This is a genomic window from Bordetella petrii (genome assembly GCF_000067205.1).
GTDB classification, from domain to species: domain Bacteria; phylum Pseudomonadota; class Gammaproteobacteria; order Burkholderiales; family Burkholderiaceae_B; genus Bordetella_A; species Bordetella_A petrii.
This window is the reverse complement of sequence record NC_010170.1, coordinates 4,531,563-4,551,187: the sequence shown is the minus strand read 5'-3', so window position 1 is coordinate 4,551,187 and position 19,625 is coordinate 4,531,563. Positions and strand designations below refer to the sequence as shown.

Genomic DNA, 19,625 nt, shown 5'->3' with positions numbered 1-19,625 from the left:
AACTTGTCCAACCTTCTATAAGAGGGAATTGCAGATGACTACGCAAGAAATTGCTTGCGCGGGTGCGCCCTCACACGAATCGGTCACATGGCACAGCATCGACTGGGCCAAGTGTCACCGTGAAGTGCGAAGGCTCCAAGCGCGTATCGTAAAGGCGACTCGGGAAGGAAAATACGGCAAGGCGAAATCCTTGCAGTGGATTCTGACCCACTCGTTCAGCGGCAAAGCATTGGCCGTCAAACGAGTTACTGAAAACCAAGGAAAGAGGACTCCTGGTGTGGATCGCGTCACGTGGTCAACGCCGGAGACCAAATCCGAAGCAGTGTTGTCCCTTCGCCGTCATGGCTATCGACCCCGCCCGTTACGGCGGATCTATATTCCAAAAGCCAATGGCAAGAAGCGGCCTCTCGGTATTCCCACGATGAGGGATAGGGCTATGCAGGCACTATACCTGCTGGCTCTCGAACCCATCGCGGAGACGACCGGGGATAAGGACTCTTACGGGTTCCGCCCCGGCCGAAGTGTGGCAGACGCCATCAGGCAATGCCACACGGTGCTGGCTTGGAAACGCTCTGCGGAGTGGGTCCTTGAAGCCGATATCGAAGGGTGTTTCGACAACATCAGCCACGATTGGCTCGCCGAGAACATTCCGATGGACAAGGCGATCCTCAAAAGCTGGCTCAAGGCCGGATACGTCGAGAGCGGTAGTTTGTTCCCGACGGAGGCAGGTACTCCACAAGGGGGGATCATCTCCCCGGTGCTGGCGAACATGGCGCTGGATGGATTGCAAGAGGTTCTTGGCAAATCGTTCTTCAGGACGAGGCGCCAGAACAAGCACTACGATCCGAAGGTGAACTTCGTTCGTTACGCCGATGACTTCATCGTCACGGGGTACTCGCGTGAGCTACTCGAAATAGAGGTGCTGCCACTGGTGGAGAAGTTTCTTGCCGCCAGGGGCCTCAACATCTCGAAAGCGAAGACTCGCGTTACTCATATCTCGGAAGGGTTCGACTTCCTGGGCAAGAACATCCGCAAGTTCAACGGGGTGTGCCTGACCCAGCCATCGAAGAAGAACACGAAGGCTTTTCTAGATTCGATCCGAGGTTTGATCCGTGCCAACAAGGCAGTGAAACAAGACGACCTCATCGGCATGCTCAATCCACGCATCAAGGGTTGGGCGGAATTTCACAGTGCCGATGCTTCATCCCAGACGTTTACTCGCGTCGATGCAGTCATATGGCGCAGCCTATGGCGCTGGTGCAGGCGGCGGCATCCAAAGAAAGGGGCCTATTGGGTTAAGGAAAGGTACTTCCACCGGATAGGCAACAGGAATTGGGTGTTTGCTGCGGACGATGGTCAGAGGTTCCCTGACGGCAACGTGAAATGGAAGATGCTGCGCATAGCGGCGGATACCAAGATACGACGCCACGTCAAGGTCAATGGCCTAGCCAACCCGTTCGATCCCGAATGGGAAAGCTACTTTGAAGCTCGCTTGAGCCAGAAGATGGTCCAGTCCCTGCACGAGCGCAGGAAGCTCGTCAAACTATGGCTTGCGCAGGATGGAAAGTGCTTGATCTGCGAGCAGCCCATCACGAAGGAGACCGGTTGGCATGCCCACCATATCCAACGTCGGGTTGATGGCGGAAAGAACACTTTGGAAAACTTGGTTCTGCTTCATCCAAACTGCCATAACCAGCTACATGTCCAAGGTTTGAAGGTAGTGAAGCCGGTTCGCGAAAGCGAGCTTTGAAAGGCTTGAGCCGTATGAGGGGAAACTCTCACGTACGGTTCTTAGGGGGGGATGGGCCAGCAATGGCCTGTCCCTACCCGACTACTTCCCGACCGACGAACCAACGCTCAAAAGAGCCCTCAATGCACTGATGCCCAGTGCGTCTGAATCCAATGGGCCGATGTGCATCCTCGATCCCTGCGCCGGCGAAGGCGTGGCGATTGCCGAAGCGGCTCATGCCCTCGGGCGCGAGCATGCCAAGGCGTTCGCCGTCGAGTTCGACGCAGAGCGGGCGCGCCATGCCCGCGGCCTGGTCGATCACTGCCTGCACGCGGACCTGATGGACACGATGATCTCCAAACAGTCCTTTGGGCTGCTCTGGCTCAATCCGCCGTATGGCGACCTGTCCAAGGACGTCAACGGCAACATTGGCTATCAGGGTCAGGGCCGTGCCCGCCTCGAAAAACTGTTCTACCAGCGCACGCTGCCCCTGTTGCAGTACGGCGGCGTGCTGGTCTTCATCGTTCCCGGCTACGTGCTCGACGCCGAGCTGGTCGGCTGGCTGACACGCCACTACACCGATCTGCGGATCTACCGAGCGGTGGAAACGCAGTTCAAGCAGGTGGTGATCTTCGGTCGCCGGGTGCGCCAGCGCGAGCAGACGCCCGATGGCGTCAAGGCCGTGCGCAATCTGCTGCTGCAGGTTGGGCTTGGCGAAGTCGAAGCCGAGGAGCTGCCGAGCGAATGGCCGTTCCTGCCGTACATCGTCCCCACCAGCCCGGCAGAGCCGGGGCATTTCTTCCGCGTGACGATGGAGCCGGAGCAGTTCGCCGATGAGGTTGGCAGGCTGCAAGGCCTCTGGCCGTCGCGGGATACGCAGTTGGGGGCCGCGCAGCAGACGCTGCGTCCACCGGCGCGGGCCTTGTCCCACTGGCATCTCGCCCTGGCTTTGGCCGCAGGCGCGATCTCGGGAGTCGTGCAATCCAAGGCGGGGCGCGTGCTCGTCGTCAAAGGTGACACCCACAAGGACAAGACGCTCCAGCGGGAATTCACCGAACGCGACGACGGCTCCATCGCCGAAACCCGCATCCTCACCGACAAGTTCGTTCCTGTCATCCGTGCATGGGACATGACGCCTGGCTCCGCCACGCGGGGCGAGGTGTTGACCATTCGCTGATCGTTTCTCCACCGCCGGCGGTTCGCCGTCGATTTTTTCCACCCACCGGGGTCCAGTCGCCCCGATGGGGTGCCGTGGCCCCTCCATCTCCAGGAGCCTTCCATGGCAGCCCAAGCACTTTCCATCAGCCAGACCCCGAGCCTGCGCTTCTCGCCCGGCCAGGTGGTCATGACCTGCGGCGTCGATGACCTGATCCAACAGGGCCAATTCAACCCGATTCCGTATCTGCGCCGCCACCTCGGTGGCGACTGGGGCGACCTCGACGACAGCGACAGGCGGCAGAACGATGCCGCGCTGAAGTCCGGTGAGGATCGCCTGTTCTCTTCCTACCAGGTCACACCCGGCCTGAAGCTCTGGATCATCACCGAATGGGATCGCAGCGTCACCACGCTGCTGTTGCCCAGCGAGTACTGATCTTCTCCAACGCGGGGCCACCGACACCCCTCAATGGTGCTGTAGCCCCTCTACTCAGAAGAAAGCCACATGACATCCAACCAACATGACAAGCATCGCCGCAAACGGCTGTTCGAGATCGGTGCACTGGAGTTCAGCGAAGGCGTCGAACGCCTGATGAACGAAGGCCGGCTCGATCCCATGCCGTTTTTCGAACGCCACATGCGTGGCGACTGGGGCGACGTCGCCGACTACCAATGGCAACAGAACAACGCTGCGTTGGAGTCTGGTGAACGCCTCGATTCGTTTTACGTCGTCACCCGTGACCTGAGCATCCGCATCTTCACCGAAGCAGATCGCAGCGCGACCCGCATCGTGCTGCCGTCCGAGTACTGACCGCGAGTTGTCACCGCAGGCCACGAGCGCCTGCACTGTCCAACCACCGACGGTTCGCCGTCTCTCTTCCCACCACGGGGCATGCCATCGCCCCGCTGGGGTGGTGCATGTCCCATTTTTCTTTGGAGCATCACCATGTCCGTTGATCTCAACACCACCGCCAACGATGCAGCGCCCGTACAGGGCGAACTGCTCGAAGCGGAATCCAACCCTCTGACCCTGAGCCTTCAGGTTTTCGTCGGCGAGTTCGGCGACGAACTGCTCGATTCTCTCAACCGCGCCAACCCGCCGGTCTATGCCGGTCAAGCACAGGCGCAGCGGCAACTCGTCGTTGCCAGCCTCAAGCGCAAGCTGTTCCAGGCCCAGGCTGAAGTTGTCCATGCCGCCGCCGAGCTGCTGGTCGATCAAGGCGAGCGCGCTGCGATCGTCAATGGCGAAATGGGCTGCGGCAAGGTGCGCCGTATCGGCGCTTAGAAGAAGCGTAGCGCAAGCTACCAGGGCTACTGGAATGCCCTGTACTCACCGGACTTATCCCTGCCTGCAAGGGCTTGAATTCCGAAAGGAAGGGGGGAGTGCAGCATGTTCGGAAAAGGCCTTTTACCCAACAGCTATTAGCGGGGGCGGGCCAGAGTAAGACGTGTATGGTCAAAGCTGAATTGCCTGAAGTCTAGTTCCAAGCGGTCTACCAGTCCCGACGCTGGCGAAAGTAGCTGAAACGCCAGACTCGCGAGTTGTGGGAAATGTTTTGCCTCTCCCACAAACCAGTATCGCGAGCGCAACCCCGATCAGGGGATTACGGAACGAACGGACGACCTAACCACGTCGCATCTTTGTCTAAGCGTAAATGCGGGATCGCCTAAACAGGTCGTAAGACCTGCATGGCGACGGAGTCTTCGTATTACCCGATGTGGCCTCTGTAATGGAGGTTGCTGGCCGCAGCAGTAAGCGGCACCGACATGGCTATAAGCGAGCAGCAATGCGCGTGAAAGGCCCACTGTCCGGGGGGAAGGAAGACAGCTTATCTGTAACCAACTCATCGAAAAGGAGGTTGTGCTGATGCTAACCGACACTACTAATCGAAGGTTGGATGCGCTGGGAATCTTGTCTCAACAGGGCAAGCGCATCAACGGCCTTAGTCGTCTCATGGAAAACCCAATCCTGTGGAAGCAGGCGTATGTCAACATCTATGCGAATTCCGGTGCAACAACGGCCGGCGTAGATGGCTCGTCACTGGATGGTATGTCCTACGAGCGGCTGGCCGGCCTGATGGCCGCCGTCAAAAGCGGTAATTATCGCTTCAAGCCCGTGAGGCGAGTCCTCATTCCAAAGAGCAATGGGAAAACCCGTCCGCTCGGCATCCCCACTGGGGATGACAAGCTGGTACAGGAGGTTGTACGGATGCTTCTCGTGAAGATCTACGAGCCGGTCTTTTCCGACGACTCGCACGGTTTTCGCAACGGGCGTTCGTGCCACACCGCTCTCATGCAAGTCCGGCAGAAATGGACGGGCATGAAGTGGATCGTGAACATGGATATCAAAGGTTACTTCGACAACATCGACCATGAAGTTCTGGTGGATGTGCTTGCCAAACGCATTGACGATAAGCGCTTTCTTGGGCTGATTCATTCGATGCTGAAGGCGGGCTACATGGAGGACTGGAAGTTCCATGACACCTTCAGCGGGACACCGCAAGGCGGAGTTGTCTCCCCGGTCTTGGCCAACATCTACTTGCACGAACTCGACGAGTACGTTGCAGGGTTGAAGGCCGAATTCAACCGAGGAAACCGCCGGGCGTCGAACCGCGAGTACAAGCGGATCAGTGGTGCAATTGAACGGTTGATGAAACGCATTGATGCCTACAAAGCCGATGGCGACTCGCCAAAGGTCGAGGAAGCGAAGCGTGAATTGGCCGAACTTTATCTACGCCGCAAGGCACTGAGCAGCTCCGACCCGATGGACGCCAATTACCGGCGTCTGGTGTATGTCCGGTATGCCGATGATTTTCTGATCGGCATCATCGGCAGTCGGGACGAGGCGGTAACCGTCATGCAGCGAGTCGCAGGTTTCATCAGCGACAAACTGCACTTGGAGATCGCTGAGGAAAAGTCCGGTGTGGTTCACGCATCGGACGGAGTTCGCTTTCTGGGGTACGACGTTCGCACGTACTCCGGTGATCGCAACGTGCGCACCGTCCGTTCAGGACGGAGCATCACAGCACGCAGCGTATCCGAGCGGATGCAATTGCACGTACCGGCTGAAAAGCTGCGTAGTTTCTGCCAGCGAAAGGGCTACGGCGTCTATGACGCTCACACCCCCACGCACAGGAGCGAACTGATCTCACTGAGCGAAGCGGAAATCGTTCAAACCTACAACGCTGAAATGCGAGGCCTTGCCAACTACTACGGTTTGGCGAACAGCGTCAGTCGTGTCCTGAACAAGCTCCATCACCTCTGGTTGACGAGTTTGTGGAAGACATTGGCGGCAAAACGTCGTTCGACCGTCACGAAGGTAGCGCGGAGCATGAAGCGCCAGGGTGGATACGTACTGGCTGTTCGGGGTAACTCGGACTCCCACACTTTTCCCATCTACAGCCTGAAAGACATAAGGAAAGAACCCATCACGTTCCAGAGTATTGACCTACCCCCCAAGACTTGGGTTTTCACGCATAGCCGCTCGGAGTTGATCCAGCGGCTCGAAGCGAGGAAGTGCGAGTACTGCGGGACCACCGAAGGCAGTTTCCAAGTGCATCACATTCGGAAGCTGAAGGACGTGGACAAAGGGAAGTACCTCTGGCCACAGGTGATGTCATGGCGCCGTCGCAAGACTTTGGTGCTGTGCGTTCCTTGCCATCAGAAGCTACACGCAGGCGTTCTTTGAAAGGACTGTTCCTAGTCAAGTAAGTGGAGAGCCGGATACGCTGAAAGGTGTAAGTCCGGTTCGGAGGGGGGCTGACGGGTGATCCTTTACGGGACGCCCGCAGCCTACCCTACACGACCGTCGGCATCGCCACGGCCGCCGTGCTCAACGCCGAAGGCTACCGCCGCACCCTGGTGCTTTCGCCTCCCCACCTGGTTTACAAGTGGCGGCGTGAGATCCAGGAGACGGTGGCCGGCGCCAAGGTCTGGGTGCTCAATGGCCCGGACACGCTGGTCAAGCTCATCAAGCTGCGCGAGCAGTTGGGTGTGCAGCCCACGGGCCAGGAGTTTTTCATCCTGGGGCGCGTCAGGATGCGGATGGGGTTCCACTGGAAACCTGTCTTCACCCAGCGGCGCACCCGCCACGGCGACGTGGCAGCCTGCCCGGACTGCGGCACACTCATCACCGACCTCGACGGCGAGCCGGTCAACCCGGTCGCGCTCGAAGCCGAGGAGTCCCGCAGGAAGTGCAGCCACTGCGCCGCGCCCCTGTGGACGCTGATCCGCCCGCGTAGCCTGTCCGGCAGCGACCAGTCCTCGGTCGTCCTCAAAGCCTTGAAGCGCATCCCGACCATCGGGGAAGTCACTGCACAGAAGCTGATGCAGAAGTTCGGTGACGGCTTCCTGGCCTCGATGCTGGGCGACAACATCCATGAGTTCATCAACCTCATGGATGGCAACGGCGAGCTGGTGTTTTCCGACCGTCAGGCCACGCGCATGGAACGTGCGATGGCCAACATGGAGTTTGGCTTTGGCGAAGGCGGCTACCAACCGTCCGAGTTCATCAAACGCTACCTACCGCAAGGCACGTTCGACCTGCTCATCGCCGACGAGGCGCACGAGTACAAGAACGGTGGCAGTGCCCAGGGCCAGGCCATGGGCGTGCTGGCGGCGAAGGCTCGCAAGACCTTGCTGCTGACCGGCACGCTGATGGGCGGCTACGGCGATGATCTGTTCTACCTGCTGTTCCGGGCACTGCCCGGACGGATGATCGAAGACGGCTACCGCCCGACCACGAGCGGCAGCATGACCTCGGCTGCGATGGCATTCATGCGCGATCACGGCGTCCTCAAGGACATCTACTCCGAGAGCGCCGGCACGGCGCACAAGACAGCCAAAGGCACCAAGGTATCGGTGCGCACGGTCAAGGCTCCCGGCTTCGGCCCGAAAGGCGTCTTGCGCTGCATCCTGCCGTTTACGATTTTCCTCAAGCTCAAGGACATCGGTGGCAACGTCCTGCCGCCGTATGACGAGGAGTTTCGTGAAGTCCAGATGGACGTGGCGCAAGCTGCGGCCTACCGCGATCTGGCGGGTCGGCTGACCGCAGAACTGAAACAGGCTCTGGCGCGACGCGATACGACCTTGCTGGGGGTGGTGCTCAACGTGCTATTGGCCTGGCCGGATTGCTGCTTCCGGTCGGAGACCGTGGTGCATCCGCGCACGCGCAACACCTTGGCGTTTGTCCCGGCTCAGTTCAATGAGTTCGAGATCAGCCCCAAGGAGCGCGAGCTGATCGACATCTGCAAAGCGGAGAAGGAACAGGGGCGCAAGGTTCTGGCCTACACGGTCTATACCGGAACGCGCGACACCACGTCACGCCTGAAGGGGCTGCTGGAGCAGGAAGGATTCAAGGTGGCGGTACTGCGCGCAAGCGTGGATGCCAGCCGCCGCGAGGACTGGATCGCCGAGCAACTGGACCGGGGCATCGACGTGCTCGTCACCAATCCCGAGCTGGTCAAGACGGGGCTGGACCTGCTGGAGTTCCCGACGATTGTGTTCATGCAAAGTGGCTACAACGTGTACTCGCTCCAACAGGCAGCACGCCGCTCCTGGCGCATTGGGCAGAAACAGCCCGTGCGCGTGATCTACCTCGGCTACGCCGGTTCCTCGCAGATGACCTGCCTGGAACTGATGGCCAAGAAGATCATGGTCTCGCAGTCCACCTCGGGCGATGTGCCCGAATCGGGGCTGGATGTTCTGAACCAGGACGGTGATTCCGTCGAGGTCGCACTGGCTCGGCAGTTGGTCGCTACCTAATTTCCACGCCATCGCCGGCCTAGCGCCGCCGGCTTTCTGTTCTTCCCACCTTGCAGCCACGTCCCGCAGTCTCCGCAGGACGTGGCTGCGTCCTTTCAGATTCAGTGTGGACTCTCTTTGGAGAAACGATTGGTTACTGGCTAAACTCACATGAGCAGAATCGGGGGAGCCAATGCAGATTGCAAAAGTCAAGGTCGAAAAGTTTCGTGGGATTGAATCCGGCATCGTGACGCTGTCAGGCCACAGCGTATTTCTCGGTGACAACAACGTCGGGAAGTCAACGCTGCTGGAGGCCATAGATCTCGTCCTCGGCCCGGAACGGCTCTCCCGAAGACCCGTCATCGACGAGCACGACTTCCACGCCGGGCGCTACCTGGATGAAGAGGGAGATCCGGTTCTCATTCGGATTGAAGTTATCGTCAGTGACCTGTCCGCCGAGCAGCAGCGACACTTTCGTGACCACATCGAGTGGTGGTCCGCCACGGAAAAGACGCTACTCGTAGGCCCGCCCCCGGAAGGCACGGATGCGTCAGACGTGTCGGCCGCGCTGCGGGTGTTTTTCGAGGGTCGCTACGACAAGGAAGAAGACGACTTCACGGGCAATACTTTCTTCGCGACCCCAGTGCTAGCTGAAGGTACTCACCCAACTTTCAAAACGACCGACAAGCGCAAGTGCGGCTTCCTGTACCTCCGGACGCTGAGGACAGGGGCGCGGGCATTGAGCCTGGAGCGCGGGTCGTTGCTTGATGTCATCCTCAGGCTTCAAGACAAGCGCGTGACGATGTGGGAAGACCTGCTGAACGAGTTGCGCAAACTCCCCGTGGCCGATAAGCCGGAACTCGGCATCGCCCCGCTCTTGAAGGACGTCCAGGACGCTGTTCGCCGATTCGTTCCTTCTGACTGGGCAGAGGAACCTCACATGCGCGTGTCGGATCTCACTAGAGAGGCCCTGCGCAAGGATTTGACCGTTTTCATGGGCACCGGCGCGAAGCGTCCGGACGGCAGCACCTATTGCGCGCCATATCACCATCAGGGCACCGGCACGATCAATACACTGGTGCTGGCGCTGCTATCCATCATCGCGGGCCTGAAGCAGAACGTCATCTTCGCGATGGAGGAGCCCGAGATCGCCCTTCCGCCACATACCCAGAAGCGCATCGTTAACAGCGTGCGCGAGACGTCGGCACAGGCGCTTTTCACGTCGCACTCGCCCTATGTGCTCGAAGAATTCGCGCCGTCCGAGATGCATGTGCTGCGGCGTGACGGGGGAAAGCTTTCTGCGATGCTGGCGACATACCCACCAGCGGTCAAGCCCAAGGCATACAAGGCAGAGTTCAGGGCCCGCTTCTGTGAAGCGCTGCTTGCCCGATATGTACTTGTTGTCGAAGGTCGAACGGAGTTCGATGCGATACCTGCAGCGGCGCGCCGGCTTAACGACTTGAACCCCACAGAATACAAGACGCTTGAGGCCCTGGGGGTGGCCGTCATCGATGCGCAAACCGATGCGCAGGTTGCGCCTCTCGGCAAGTTCTTTAGAGACTTGGGCAAGACGGTCTTTGCTGTGTTCGACAAGCAGGAACCAGCCGCTTCCGCTGCCATCAAGGCCGCCGTGCACCACTCATTTGAATCTGCCGAGAAAGGTTTCGAGAACGTAGTGCTGCACCACACCGCGGAGGCAGCCCTTCGTCGATATGCGCTCAGCCTCGTCGCGGAGAACGCGTGGCCGAACCATCTGATCGCCAAAACTCCTAACGCCGCCCAGACCGTGGAGCAAATTCGCGACGCATTGCGGCAATTCTTTGGCTGGGCCAAGGGAAGCGGCGATGCCGGCGACTTGCTCGGGTGCTGCACCGAGGCGGAGATGCCGCAGTATGTCCGGGACACGCTGCGGGTGATCCACATCACCGTCGAACCTCCGCCGCTGCCACCCGTGCCGTCAGCGGCGGCAGCACCGTTCGATGACGAAGAGTTATGACGGTCGAACAAGACTGGACACCGCAGAAGAGGGACTTTCTGCAAAGCACGGGGCACGTGCTCGCCATGGGTGGTCCAGGCTCCGGAAAGACGCATGTCGCCCTGGTCAAAGCCAGGGACGAGATTCGATCAGCAAAGCTCCTATCAGGCCAGCGCATCCTGTTTCTCAGCTTCGCGAGGCCCACAGTGGCACGGGTCCTTGAGAAAGCCAAGGAACTCATCACCGCGGATGATCTGAGACTTCTAGATGTCAACACCTATCACGGCTTCGCATGGAGCGTTCTGCGAAGTCATGGCTATCTGCTCAGCAACGGAAAGCCGCTCCAGCTCCTACCACCTCCCGAGGGCTCCGCGCGCTTGGCTCACTTTGCCAAGGAGCAGCATCACCAGGAGAAGTTGCGCCTTTTCCATGAAGAGGGGCTGCTCCACTTCGACCTCTTCGCCCAGTTGACGGCTGAACTGCTGCGCCGCAGCCGGCGGCTGGCAGGTATCTACACAGCGACCTACCCGATACTCGTCGTGGACGAGTTCCAGGACACGAACGCCGACGAATGGGCGATGGTCCGCGAGCTTGGACGCGGCTGCAGGATCATTGCCTTGGCCGACCCCGACCAGCGTATTTACGAATTCCGCGGCGCCGATCCTCAGCGGCTCAAGGAATTCGTGGACCAGTTCGACCCCTTGCCAGTCGAGTTTGAAGGGGAGAATCATCGCAGTGCCGGAACCGACATCGCAACGTACGGTTCAGACTTTCTCACCGGGAAAAACAAGGGCGCCGTCTATGCCAATGTGTCGGTGGTCGAGTACGGCGTGTACTACGGAAGGGGTCCGCATTTCCATGCGAAGGCCCAGCTCATCCAGGCAATCAAGCGACTTCGCAAGGAGCCGGCCTGGTCCATCGCAGTGCTCGTCCCATCCAAGGCCTTCATGCTTCAAGTGTCCGACTACCTCTCCGCGGAGTCCGATGGCATGCCCAACCTTCGCCACGAGGTGGCGATGGACGCGGAATCCCCGGCGCTTGCGGCAAACGTCATCGCCACGCTAATGGAAGGAGGCCCTTCGGAGCTTCTGGCTGCGCGGCTACTCTCCGCCTTACATACCCACATCCGGGGCCGCAGTGGCACCAAACGCCCTGCGCAGGCGGAACTCGACATGGCCGACGCCATCGACCAATACTTGGTCTCCGGAAAGATCCGCGGCAAGAATCGCCAAGCGTTGATCAGCGAGTGCGCGCGCCTAGCAGCGCTTCGCCAGGACGTCGTATTCACCGGCCATCCTGAAGAAGACTGGTTGACTGCGCGGGGGCTTCTCGCGACGTCTGCCGTTGGCCAACTGTCGCGCGTTGCCGCTGATGCCAAGTATCTCCGCCTGCTTCACAAGGGCTCAAACCTGCGGGCGTCTTTGTCAGAGCTTTGGAGATCCCAAGGACAGTATGTCGGCGCTATCGAAGCTGTCCGGGGCGCTTTGCTGCAGGAGCATTTCACAGCAGCCGCCAAGGAATGGCGTGGAGTTCATCTCATGACCATTCACAAAGCAAAGGGTAAGGAGTTTGACGAGGTACTGATTTACGAAGGGCGATATGCTGGACGAATTGTGCCTGCGAATGCAGATACTTCTCGTCAAAGCCAAGCCCTTTTGGCACTGCGGGTCGCAGTCACAAGAGCTATGAAGAGAGCAACAATCCTGACGCCATCGGGAGACCGCAGCATTTTTTTGTAATCAGCTGGTAGCGAGTACTGTCCAAATCAGCACGGTCTTCGCATGTTTCTGAAAAAGCGGTCGTCCATCAGTCCGCATTCCTAGCTGACCGCTCAACGGCGCTCCGCCAAGGTATCGGCATCGCAACAGAAGAGCCGATGCCATGCCCGCAATCCCTGTATCCCGGCGTCTGGTCGGCGCTGGTCTCCTGGCCGCAGCGCTGGCCAGCGGCTGCGCGACCACCACCGCGCCGCTGGTGCCAGACGCCATAGAAGGCGTCTCCTCCGCTCCCGAACCCGAGGCACCCGAGTTCATTCCCGTCGTGCGCTATGGCCGCTACACGCTGGTCGAGCTGGCACCCACGGCGGCGCAGCGTGACTTGCTGTTGCAGACCATCGACGTGTCCATGCCCGAGGATGCCCGCGCCACGGTGGGCGATGGGCTGCGGCATGTGCTCAAACGCAGTGGCTACCAGCTTTGCGAGACGCCCAGCGCCGTGACCGAGTTGTATGCGCTGCCGCTGCCGGCGGCGCACCGGCATCTTGGCCCCATGACCTTGCGCGATGCGCTGCTCACCCTGGCCGGCCCGGCCTGGGAACTGCATGCGGATGAACGGGCACGGCAGATTTGCTTTGAGCAGCCTGGAGGCAGTGCGACCGCCGAGCACGCACACGAGCCGCCTGTTGCCGAGGCGGTGCAGACGTTTCCGCTGATGCCTTCGGTTTCGGGAGGCCAGCCATGAATACCGCGCAGGCTCCCCGGCGCCCGATCTCCGCCGTGGTGTTGCAGAGCCTAATGTGGCTCTGGCTGATCAGCCTCAGCGTTTTCGCTGCCCTGAGCTACCAGACCATGAACGACCAGGCCGACCAGACGCTGCTTGATTCCCGCCTGCAACGTCTCGAAGCGCAGGCGGTGGGCCTGGCCGAGACCATTGAGGCCATCCAGCAGCGTCCAGTCGTCGCAACAGCGGCAGACCTCAAAGATACCCGCGAACGCCTGGAAGCACGCGCCGCCCAGGTCGAGACAACGCTGAGCGGCTATGCCGCTGCCGAAGACCTTCAGGCGCTTCGTGCGGAAGTCGAGCAGATCAAGGCACGCCCAAGCGCCCTGCGTGCCGCAGCGCCCGCCCAGCCGCGCTCACCGAGCAGGCCCACCGCCAAACCAGAACCGCCGCCACTGCCGTTCCGCATCGTCGGCGCCGAACTTCGCGCCGGCCAGCGCAGCCTGTCCGTCACACCGAATAACGGGAACTTCACGCCCGACCAGCTTCAAGTGCTGCTTCCCGGCGATGCCGTCGGCCCGTGGCGCCTGCAGGCAGTCGAGGGCAACACTGCGGTGTTTCAGGCCGGCGACCAGACCCGTCGCATGGCGATTCCTTGAGCGGAGCGCACGACATGAAACCGTCGATCATCCTTTCCGCGCTCCTGCTCGCGTCTGCCCAGTTGCCCGCCTGGGCGCAGCAGCCGGCCACGGCTCCCGCCGGCAGTGCGCACAGCCAGGAGCGCCCGCTGGTTACTCGCTCCCTGGACGACCGAGTGGCAGGCGACTGGGGCCTGCAACCGCAGGAGTGGGCTCGCTATCGCGAGCTGATGGACGGGCCGTTGGGCATCTACTCGCCCAACCTGGACCCACTGTCCGCCCTGGGAATCGAGGCGCGCACCGACGAGGAACGGCGCCGCTACGCAGAGCTGCAGGTGCAGGTCGAGGCGCGCCGTATCGAGAAGCTGCTCGCCTACCAGCGTGCCTACGACCAGGCCTGGCAGCGCCTGAGTCCCGGCATGCAGCGGGTGAACCTGCCTGACGAAAAACCCGGCGCCGGCACAAGCGCCAATCCCTTGCGCGGTTCAGGCCGCACGGCCGTGTTCGTCAAGGACGGCTGCGCGGCCTGCGGGCAACTCGTGCAGCGCCTGCAATCCTCCGGCACCGAGTTCGACCTGTACATGGTCGGCAGCCGCCAAGACGACACGCGCATCCGCGACTGGGCCAAGCGTGCGAACGTCGATCCGGCGCGCGTGCGCAGCGGTGGCATCACGCTCAACCATGATGGCGGGCGGTGGCTGTCGCTGAGCTTGCCCGGAGACCTTCCTGCGGTCGTGCGCGAGGTGAACGGTCAATGGCAGCGCCAGCCATAGCGGCCACCTCCGTTTCGCAGTGCTTGCGCGCACTGGTGATCGCGGCGGGCCTGTGCGCCTGCGCCGCCCATGCCCAGGAGCTTCCGCCACCGGCTTACCAGCTTGCCGCACAGCGCGCGGGCATCCCCTCGACGGTGCTCTACGCCGTGGCTTTGCAGGAAAGCGGCATCCGCCGCAACGGGCGCATCGTCCCGTGGCCGTGGTCCCTCAACGTCGCCGGTCAGTCGCGCCGCTTCACCACCCGTGCCGACGCCTGCGCTGGTTTGCAGCAGGCAATGCGCGCCACGCCGCACACACGCATCGACGCGGGCCTGGGCCAGATCAACCTCGGCTACCACCAGCAGCGCTACGCCAGCCCGTGCGACCTGCTCGACCCATACAGCAACCTCGCCATCGCCGCTGAAATCCTGAAAGAGCAGCACACCTCGGGCGAGGACTGGTTGCCGGCGATCGGTCGCTACCACCGTCCTGCGGGCGGAGAACCTGCGGCTCGTTACCGGCGCAGCGTGTCGCGCCACCTTGCCCGTGTGCAGGGCACACACCCAACCGCCGCGGCCATCGCCGTGCACCAGGAGAGCACCCCATGAAAACATGCCATTTGACCCATCTCACACTGAAGGGCCTGCTCGTGCTGCTGGCGGCTCTGCCACTGGCCTCGCGCGCCGGAGAGCCCCTGATCGTCGTCGAAGACCGTGGCGGCACGTCGGCGCTGCCGTACTACGAGGCTCTGAACCTTCAGCCGCGCGCCAATGCTCCGGCCGGGCCGCCCATCCCGATGCTCCCGGTGCCCGCCACGCCCATGGATGAGGCCGCGATGTTGCCGGTGCGCAGTGCCAAGCTCACGCCTGGCACCGTCGCGCGGCGCGTGATCGAGGCACCGGGCCTGCGGCCTTTCGTAGTCGTCGGCGACGACGAAGCTTCCCACGCCTGGCTGCTTCGCCAGGCGGGCTCGCTGCGCGAGCGCGGCGCGGTGGGCCTGGTGGTTAACGTCGAGACCATGCAGGGCCTGGCACGGCTGCGCGCCCTGGTGCCCGGCGTGCCCCTTGCGCCTGTGGCCGGTGACGACCTGGCCGAGCGCCTGGGTCTGCGGCATTACCCGGTGCTGATCACAGCCACCGGCATCGAGCAATGAAGCCATGTCGGGGAAACAGCCGGTCGAGGTTCTGCTGCGCCCAGCGGTGGAGTTCTATACCGTCGCGGCGTGTGCAGGCGCCGCGTTTCTGTCCCTGGTGGCCCCGTGGTCGCTCGCGCTGAGTCCGGCGATGGGTGTCGGCAGCGCGCTGGCGTTTGGCGCCTACGGTGCCATCCGCTACCGCGATGCCCGAGTTATCCTGCGGTACCGGTGCAACATCCGCCGCCTGCCGCGCTACGTGATGACCAGCCGCGACGTGCCGGTCAGCCAGCAGCGGCTCTTCATTGGTCGGGGTTTTCTCTGGGAGCAGAAGCACACCCATAGGCTGATGCAGACGTACCGACCGGAGTTCCGCCGCTACGTGGAGCCGACGCCGGCCTACCGGCTGGCGCGTCGCCTGGAGGCACGGCTGGAGTTCGCGCCGTTTCCGCTTTCACGTCTGCCTAGGCTCACAGGCTGGGATGTGCCTTTCAACCCTGTGCGGCCGCTGCCGCCCGTGGGGGGGCCTGCCGCGGCTTCACGGTATCGAGCCGGAGGAAGTGGACGTCAGCCTGCCGCTAGGGGAGCGCGTCGGGCATTCACTGGTGCTGGGCACGACGCGCGTGGGCAAGACGCGGCTCGCCGAGCTGTTCGTGACGCAGGACATCCGCCGCAAGAACGCCGCTGGCGAACATGAGGTGGTCATCGTCATCGACCCCAAGGGCGATGCCGACCTCCTGAAGCGCATGTACGTCGAGGCCAAGCGCGCGGGCCGCGACGGTGAGTTCTACATCTTCCATTTGGGCTGGCCGGAAATCAGCGCCCGCTACAACGCGGTGGGTCGCTTCGGACGCATCTCGGAATTCGCCACGCGCATCGCGGGACAGCTCTCCGGCGAAGGCAACAGCGCGGCGTTTCGCGAGTTCGCTTGGCGCTTCGTTAATATCATCGCCCGCGCCTTAGTGGAACAGGGGCAGCGCCCGGACTACATGCTGATCCAGCGGCACGTCATCAACATCGACGCGCTGTTCATCGAGTACGCCCAGCACTACTTCGCCAAGACCGAGCCCAAGGCCTGGGAGGTGATCGTCCAGATCGAGGCCAAGCTCAACGAGAAAAACATCCCGCGCAACATGATCGGGCGCGAAAAGCGCGTGGTGGCGCTGGAGCAGTACCTCTCGCAGGCGCGCAACTACGACCCGGTGCTCGACGGCCTGCGCTCGGCAGTGCGCTACGACAAGACCTACTTCGACAAGATCGTCGCATCGCTGCTGCCGCTGCTGGAGAAGCTCACCAGCGGCAAGATCGCCCAGCTTCTGGCCCCGAACTACTCCGACCTGGCCGACCCACGCCCGATCTTCGATTGGATGCAGGTCATCCGAAAGCGCGCCGTGGTCTATGTCGGCCTCGATGCGCTGTCCGACGCCGAGGTCGCCGCCGCAGTCGGCAATTCCATGTTCTCCGACCTGGTTTCGGTCGCCGGCCACATCTACAAGCACGGGATCGACGACGGCCTGCCGGGCGCATCGGCTGGCTCGCGCGTGCCGATCAACGTCCATGCCGATGAGTTCAACGAGTTGATGGGCGACGAGTTCATCCCGCTGATCAACAAGGGCGGCGGCGCTGGCCTGCAAGTCACCGCGTACACACAGACGCTCTCGGACATCGAAGCACGCATTGGCAACCGCGCGAAGGCCGGTCAGGTGATCGGCAACTTCAACAACCTGTTCATGCTGCGCGTGCGCGAGACGGCTACCGCTGAATTGCTGACCCGGCAATTGCCGAAGGTCGAGGTCTATACGACCACCATCGTCAGCGGCGCGACCGACAGCTCCGATATTCGTGGAGCGACAGACTTTACGTCAAACACCCAAGACCGCATCAGCATGTCCAGCGTGCCGATGATCGAGCCATCGCACATCGTCGGCCTGCCCAAAGGCCAGTGCTTCGCGCTGCTGCAGGGCGGTCAGCTTTGGAAGGTGCGTATGCCGTTGCCGGCGCCAGACCCGGATGAAGTGATGCCGGCGGACTTGCAGCAACTGGCCGGGCACATGCGCCAGAGCTACAGCGAGGCCACGCAGTGGTGGGAGTTCACCAGCTCCCCGGTCTTGCAGGACGCGGCCTTGCCGGACGATCTGCTCGATGAGACGGCCATCGCCACACCCACCACCGGCACGGGCGACACGGCCAGCGAAGAGGCCGCGCCATGAGCGATGCCGCCTCGACTGCGCAGCGCGAGCAGAACCGCCGCCAGGGCTTGATCGTCGGCACCATCACCTTGCCGCTCCGGCTGCTCGGGGTGCTGGTCGGCTCGCTGCTGTTCTCGATCCTGATGGAGTGCATCGGCATGCACCTGTTCTGGAAAGACCAGGGCTGGCAGCACTCCCAGCAAATGTTGCAGTACGAGCTGGGGCACCTGTCCAAGCATTTCACGCGCAGCGTGGTCGTGCAGGAGCCGGGGCGAACGGCGCACGAGCTGGTGGACACGGGTTATGAATGGGTGTTCGTGCGATCAGGGCTCCTGGAGCGCATGAGCCAGACCGCCGAGCGCGCCCGCGCGCCCAGCCAGGGGAAAAACCAGGACGGAGGGCGCAACTTCCGCTACTTCATCAGCCAGGTCTATGTCTGGACGGAGAGCTACCTGATCGCCGCAGCCTTCACGACGCTTACTTTCCTCGTGCGCCTGCTGGTCCTGGCGCTCACGCTGCCGCTGATCTTCACGGCCGCTTTCGTCGGCCTGATCGACGGTTTGGTACGGCGGGATGTGCGCCGGTTCGGCGCAGGCCGGGAATCCGGCTTTATCTATCACCGAGCGAAAGCGAGCCTGATGCCGCTGGCCGTGCTGCCCTGGGTCACGTACCTGGCGCTGCCGATCTCGGTGCATCCGCTGCTGATCCTGCTGCCCAGCGCCGGCTTGCTGGGGCTGGCCGTGAGCCTGACTGCAGGGAGCTTCAAGAAGTACCTCTAGGCCATCAATCCGGTCATCCGCAGGTTCTTATTGTTTGCGGCCTGATACGCCTTTGATCGCCACGATCAAGCCATTGCTTATCACACAGGAATGGCGCGATGTTGGCTCCGATCTGGCTGCGCGCCGCGCATCGCGGCGTGCCAACTTTTCTCGTGACGGCCCTGCTGATGGGTCAGTTCCCGGTTGCCTTGGCCGAATCCCCGGCACAGCGCCAGGAGCTGGTTGCCGCGCTACGCCAGCTCGACGCGCTGGAGCGCACCATCGCGGATGGCGCTGCACACGCACCCATCCAGCCGGGCGAGCGCTACCACTTCGATTACCCACGACTGCTGGCTGATCTGGCGCGTGTGCGCGCCGGCATCCAGGCCCATCTCACACCGTCGCGCGCCCAGCCACGCGACCTCTCCGAACTGGCTGGTGAGTACCGCACCGAGCGGACCGCCCCGCCATCGCTGCCGACGACTGCGCAGGGCAGACCATGAACGGCGCCCAGGTCTCGGCATTTCAAGCCAACAGCGGTATCGCGCCGTCCGCGATGGCGACCGTTCTGGTCGGCATCGTGTTTGCGGTTCTGCTCGTCTGGGGCGTCTGGGCCATCCGAACGGCCTACGTGGGGTGGGCCGAGAACCGCCTCAACCAACGCCAGTTCCTCGGCGTCTGCATCCGCTTCGTCGCGATGTACCTCGTCATGACGTTCTTCCTCCTCTCCTGACCTGAAGGGATTGACCATGCCAAACCGCATCCTCACTACTCGTTTTGTCCAACGCGCCGCCGTCGCCCTGGGTGCCGCCGCGCTGCCCGCGCTGTCGTTTGCGCAAGGTCTGCCGCAGCTGGAAAACCCGACCCGCGGCGCCGGCAGCGGCATCATGGAAACAATCAGGAACTACGGCTACGACATCATCATGCTCGTGGCCCTCCTGGTGGTGGCGTCGATGTTCATTGGCGTGTGCTACCACGCCTACGGCACCTACGCGGAAATCCACACCGGTCGCAAGACTTGGGGGCAGTTCGGTCTCACGGTCGCCATCGGCGCCGTCCTGCTCGTGATCGGCATCTGGCTGCTCACCGAAGCCACCGGCATCCTGTAAGCGAGGA

General features: G+C 62.1%; 17 protein-coding genes and 2 pseudogenes. All 19 read left to right on the top strand.

What is annotated here, in order from left to right:
• Nucleotides 1-34: 34 nt before the first annotated feature.
• Nucleotides 35-1,750, top strand: a complete 1,716-nt coding sequence (ltrA, locus tag BPET_RS21770) for a group II intron reverse transcriptase/maturase (RefSeq protein ID WP_012248065.1) — start codon at nt 35-37, stop codon at nt 1,748-1,750.
• Nucleotides 1,751-1,817: 67 nt separating this feature from the next.
• On the top strand, nt 1,818-2,906 hold the full coding sequence (locus tag BPET_RS21765) for a DUF6094 domain-containing protein (RefSeq protein ID WP_041863154.1): 1,089 nt from the start codon (nt 1,818-1,820) through the stop codon (nt 2,904-2,906).
• 102 nt (nt 2,907-3,008) lie between these two features.
• On the top strand, nt 3,009-3,320 hold the full coding sequence (locus BPET_RS21760) for a hypothetical protein (RefSeq protein WP_012251142.1): 312 nt from the start codon (nt 3,009-3,011) through the stop codon (nt 3,318-3,320).
• A gap of 69 nt (nt 3,321-3,389) precedes the next feature.
• Nucleotides 3,390-3,695, top strand: coding sequence for a hypothetical protein (locus BPET_RS21755; RefSeq protein ID WP_008266046.1), 306 nt, complete (start codon nt 3,390-3,392; stop codon nt 3,693-3,695).
• A gap of 135 nt (nt 3,696-3,830) precedes the next feature.
• Nucleotides 3,831-4,148 (top strand): annotated as a pseudogene (locus BPET_RS21750) (DEAD/DEAH box helicase); the annotation flags it as partial.
• A 603-nt stretch (nt 4,149-4,751) separates the two neighbouring features.
• Nucleotides 4,752-6,572: a reverse transcriptase domain-containing protein gene (locus BPET_RS21745; protein ID WP_012248428.1), complete on the top strand. Its 1,821-nt coding sequence runs from the start codon at nt 4,752-4,754 to the stop codon at nt 6,570-6,572.
• A 71-nt stretch (nt 6,573-6,643) separates the two neighbouring features.
• Entirely contained in the window at nt 6,644-8,647 is a 2,004-nt protein-coding gene (locus tag BPET_RS21740) for a helicase-related protein (protein WP_456236342.1), read from the top strand.
• Between the two features lie 172 nt (nt 8,648-8,819).
• On the top strand, nt 8,820-10,622 hold the full coding sequence (locus tag BPET_RS21735; protein WP_012205971.1) for an ATP-dependent nuclease: 1,803 nt from the start codon (nt 8,820-8,822) through the stop codon (nt 10,620-10,622).
• On the top strand, nt 10,619-12,340 hold the full coding sequence (locus BPET_RS21730; protein ID WP_081483032.1) for a UvrD-helicase domain-containing protein: 1,722 nt from the start codon (nt 10,619-10,621) through the stop codon (nt 12,338-12,340). Before BPET_RS21735 ends, BPET_RS21730 begins: the two co-directional genes overlap by 4 nt.
• Nucleotides 12,341-12,482: 142 nt before the next feature.
• The gene (gene pilL2, locus BPET_RS21725; RefSeq protein WP_012205973.1) at nt 12,483-13,061 is read left to right on the top strand and encodes a PFGI-1 class ICE element type IV pilus protein PilL2; all 579 of its coding nucleotides are present in this window, start codon (nt 12,483-12,485) and stop codon (nt 13,059-13,061) included.
• Nucleotides 13,058-13,699: a hypothetical protein gene (locus tag BPET_RS21720; protein ID WP_012205974.1), complete on the top strand. Its 642-nt coding sequence runs from the start codon at nt 13,058-13,060 to the stop codon at nt 13,697-13,699. The genes pilL2 and BPET_RS21720 overlap by 4 nt, the downstream gene beginning before the upstream one ends.
• 14 nt (nt 13,700-13,713) lie before the next feature.
• Nucleotides 13,714-14,451, top strand: a complete 738-nt coding sequence (locus tag BPET_RS21715; protein WP_012205975.1) for a TIGR03759 family integrating conjugative element protein — start codon at nt 13,714-13,716, stop codon at nt 14,449-14,451.
• Nucleotides 14,433-15,038 (top strand): transglycosylase SLT domain-containing protein, encoded by a 606-nt coding sequence (locus BPET_RS21710; RefSeq protein WP_012205976.1) that lies wholly within the window; start codon nt 14,433-14,435, stop codon nt 15,036-15,038. Before BPET_RS21715 ends, BPET_RS21710 begins: the two co-directional genes overlap by 19 nt.
• Nucleotides 15,035-15,583 (top strand): integrating conjugative element protein, encoded by a 549-nt coding sequence (locus tag BPET_RS21705; RefSeq protein ID WP_012205977.1) that lies wholly within the window; start codon nt 15,035-15,037, stop codon nt 15,581-15,583. The genes BPET_RS21710 and BPET_RS21705 overlap by 4 nt, the downstream gene beginning before the upstream one ends.
• A gap of 4 nt (nt 15,584-15,587) precedes the next feature.
• A pseudogene (gene traD, locus BPET_RS21700) lies at nt 15,588-17,772 on the top strand (type IV conjugative transfer system coupling protein TraD).
• Nucleotides 17,769-18,530: a TIGR03747 family integrating conjugative element membrane protein gene (locus tag BPET_RS21695; RefSeq protein WP_012205979.1), complete on the top strand. Its 762-nt coding sequence runs from the start codon at nt 17,769-17,771 to the stop codon at nt 18,528-18,530. Before traD ends, BPET_RS21695 begins: the two are co-directional and overlap by 4 nt.
• Nucleotides 18,531-18,628: 98 nt before the next feature.
• Entirely contained in the window at nt 18,629-19,012 is a 384-nt protein-coding gene (locus tag BPET_RS21690; protein WP_012251136.1) for an integrative conjugative element protein, RAQPRD family, read from the top strand.
• Nucleotides 19,009-19,242, top strand: a complete 234-nt coding sequence (locus BPET_RS21685) for a TIGR03758 family integrating conjugative element protein (protein WP_012205981.1) — start codon at nt 19,009-19,011, stop codon at nt 19,240-19,242. Before BPET_RS21690 ends, BPET_RS21685 begins: the two co-directional genes overlap by 4 nt.
• 16 nt (nt 19,243-19,258) lie before the next feature.
• The gene (locus tag BPET_RS21680) at nt 19,259-19,618 is read left to right on the top strand and encodes a TIGR03745 family integrating conjugative element membrane protein (RefSeq protein ID WP_012205982.1); all 360 of its coding nucleotides are present in this window, start codon (nt 19,259-19,261) and stop codon (nt 19,616-19,618) included.
• The last annotated feature ends 7 nt before the right edge of the window (nt 19,619-19,625 follow it).

Coding starts and splice junctions, on each gene's coding strand:
- ltrA (WP_012248065.1), top strand. CDS start 35: ATGACTACGCAAGAAATTGCTTGCGCGGGTGCGCCCTCACACGAATCG.
- BPET_RS21760 (WP_012251142.1), top strand. CDS start 3,009: ATGGCAGCCCAAGCACTTTCCATCAGCCAGACCCCGAGCCTGCGCTTC.
- BPET_RS21755 (WP_008266046.1), top strand. CDS start 3,390: ATGACATCCAACCAACATGACAAGCATCGCCGCAAACGGCTGTTCGAG.
- BPET_RS21745 (WP_012248428.1), top strand. CDS start 4,752: ATGCTAACCGACACTACTAATCGAAGGTTGGATGCGCTGGGAATCTTG.
- BPET_RS21735 (WP_012205971.1), top strand. CDS start 8,820: ATGCAGATTGCAAAAGTCAAGGTCGAAAAGTTTCGTGGGATTGAATCC.
- BPET_RS21730 (WP_081483032.1), top strand. CDS start 10,619: ATGACGGTCGAACAAGACTGGACACCGCAGAAGAGGGACTTTCTGCAA.
- pilL2 (WP_012205973.1), top strand. CDS start 12,483: ATGCCCGCAATCCCTGTATCCCGGCGTCTGGTCGGCGCTGGTCTCCTG.
- BPET_RS21720 (WP_012205974.1), top strand. CDS start 13,058: ATGAATACCGCGCAGGCTCCCCGGCGCCCGATCTCCGCCGTGGTGTTG.
- BPET_RS21715 (WP_012205975.1), top strand. CDS start 13,714: ATGAAACCGTCGATCATCCTTTCCGCGCTCCTGCTCGCGTCTGCCCAG.
- BPET_RS21710 (WP_012205976.1), top strand. CDS start 14,433: ATGGCAGCGCCAGCCATAGCGGCCACCTCCGTTTCGCAGTGCTTGCGC.
- BPET_RS21705 (WP_012205977.1), top strand. CDS start 15,035: ATGAAAACATGCCATTTGACCCATCTCACACTGAAGGGCCTGCTCGTG.
- BPET_RS21695 (WP_012205979.1), top strand. CDS start 17,769: ATGAGCGATGCCGCCTCGACTGCGCAGCGCGAGCAGAACCGCCGCCAG.
- BPET_RS21690 (WP_012251136.1), top strand. CDS start 18,629: ATGTTGGCTCCGATCTGGCTGCGCGCCGCGCATCGCGGCGTGCCAACT.
- BPET_RS21685 (WP_012205981.1), top strand. CDS start 19,009: ATGAACGGCGCCCAGGTCTCGGCATTTCAAGCCAACAGCGGTATCGCG.
- BPET_RS21680 (WP_012205982.1), top strand. CDS start 19,259: ATGCCAAACCGCATCCTCACTACTCGTTTTGTCCAACGCGCCGCCGTC.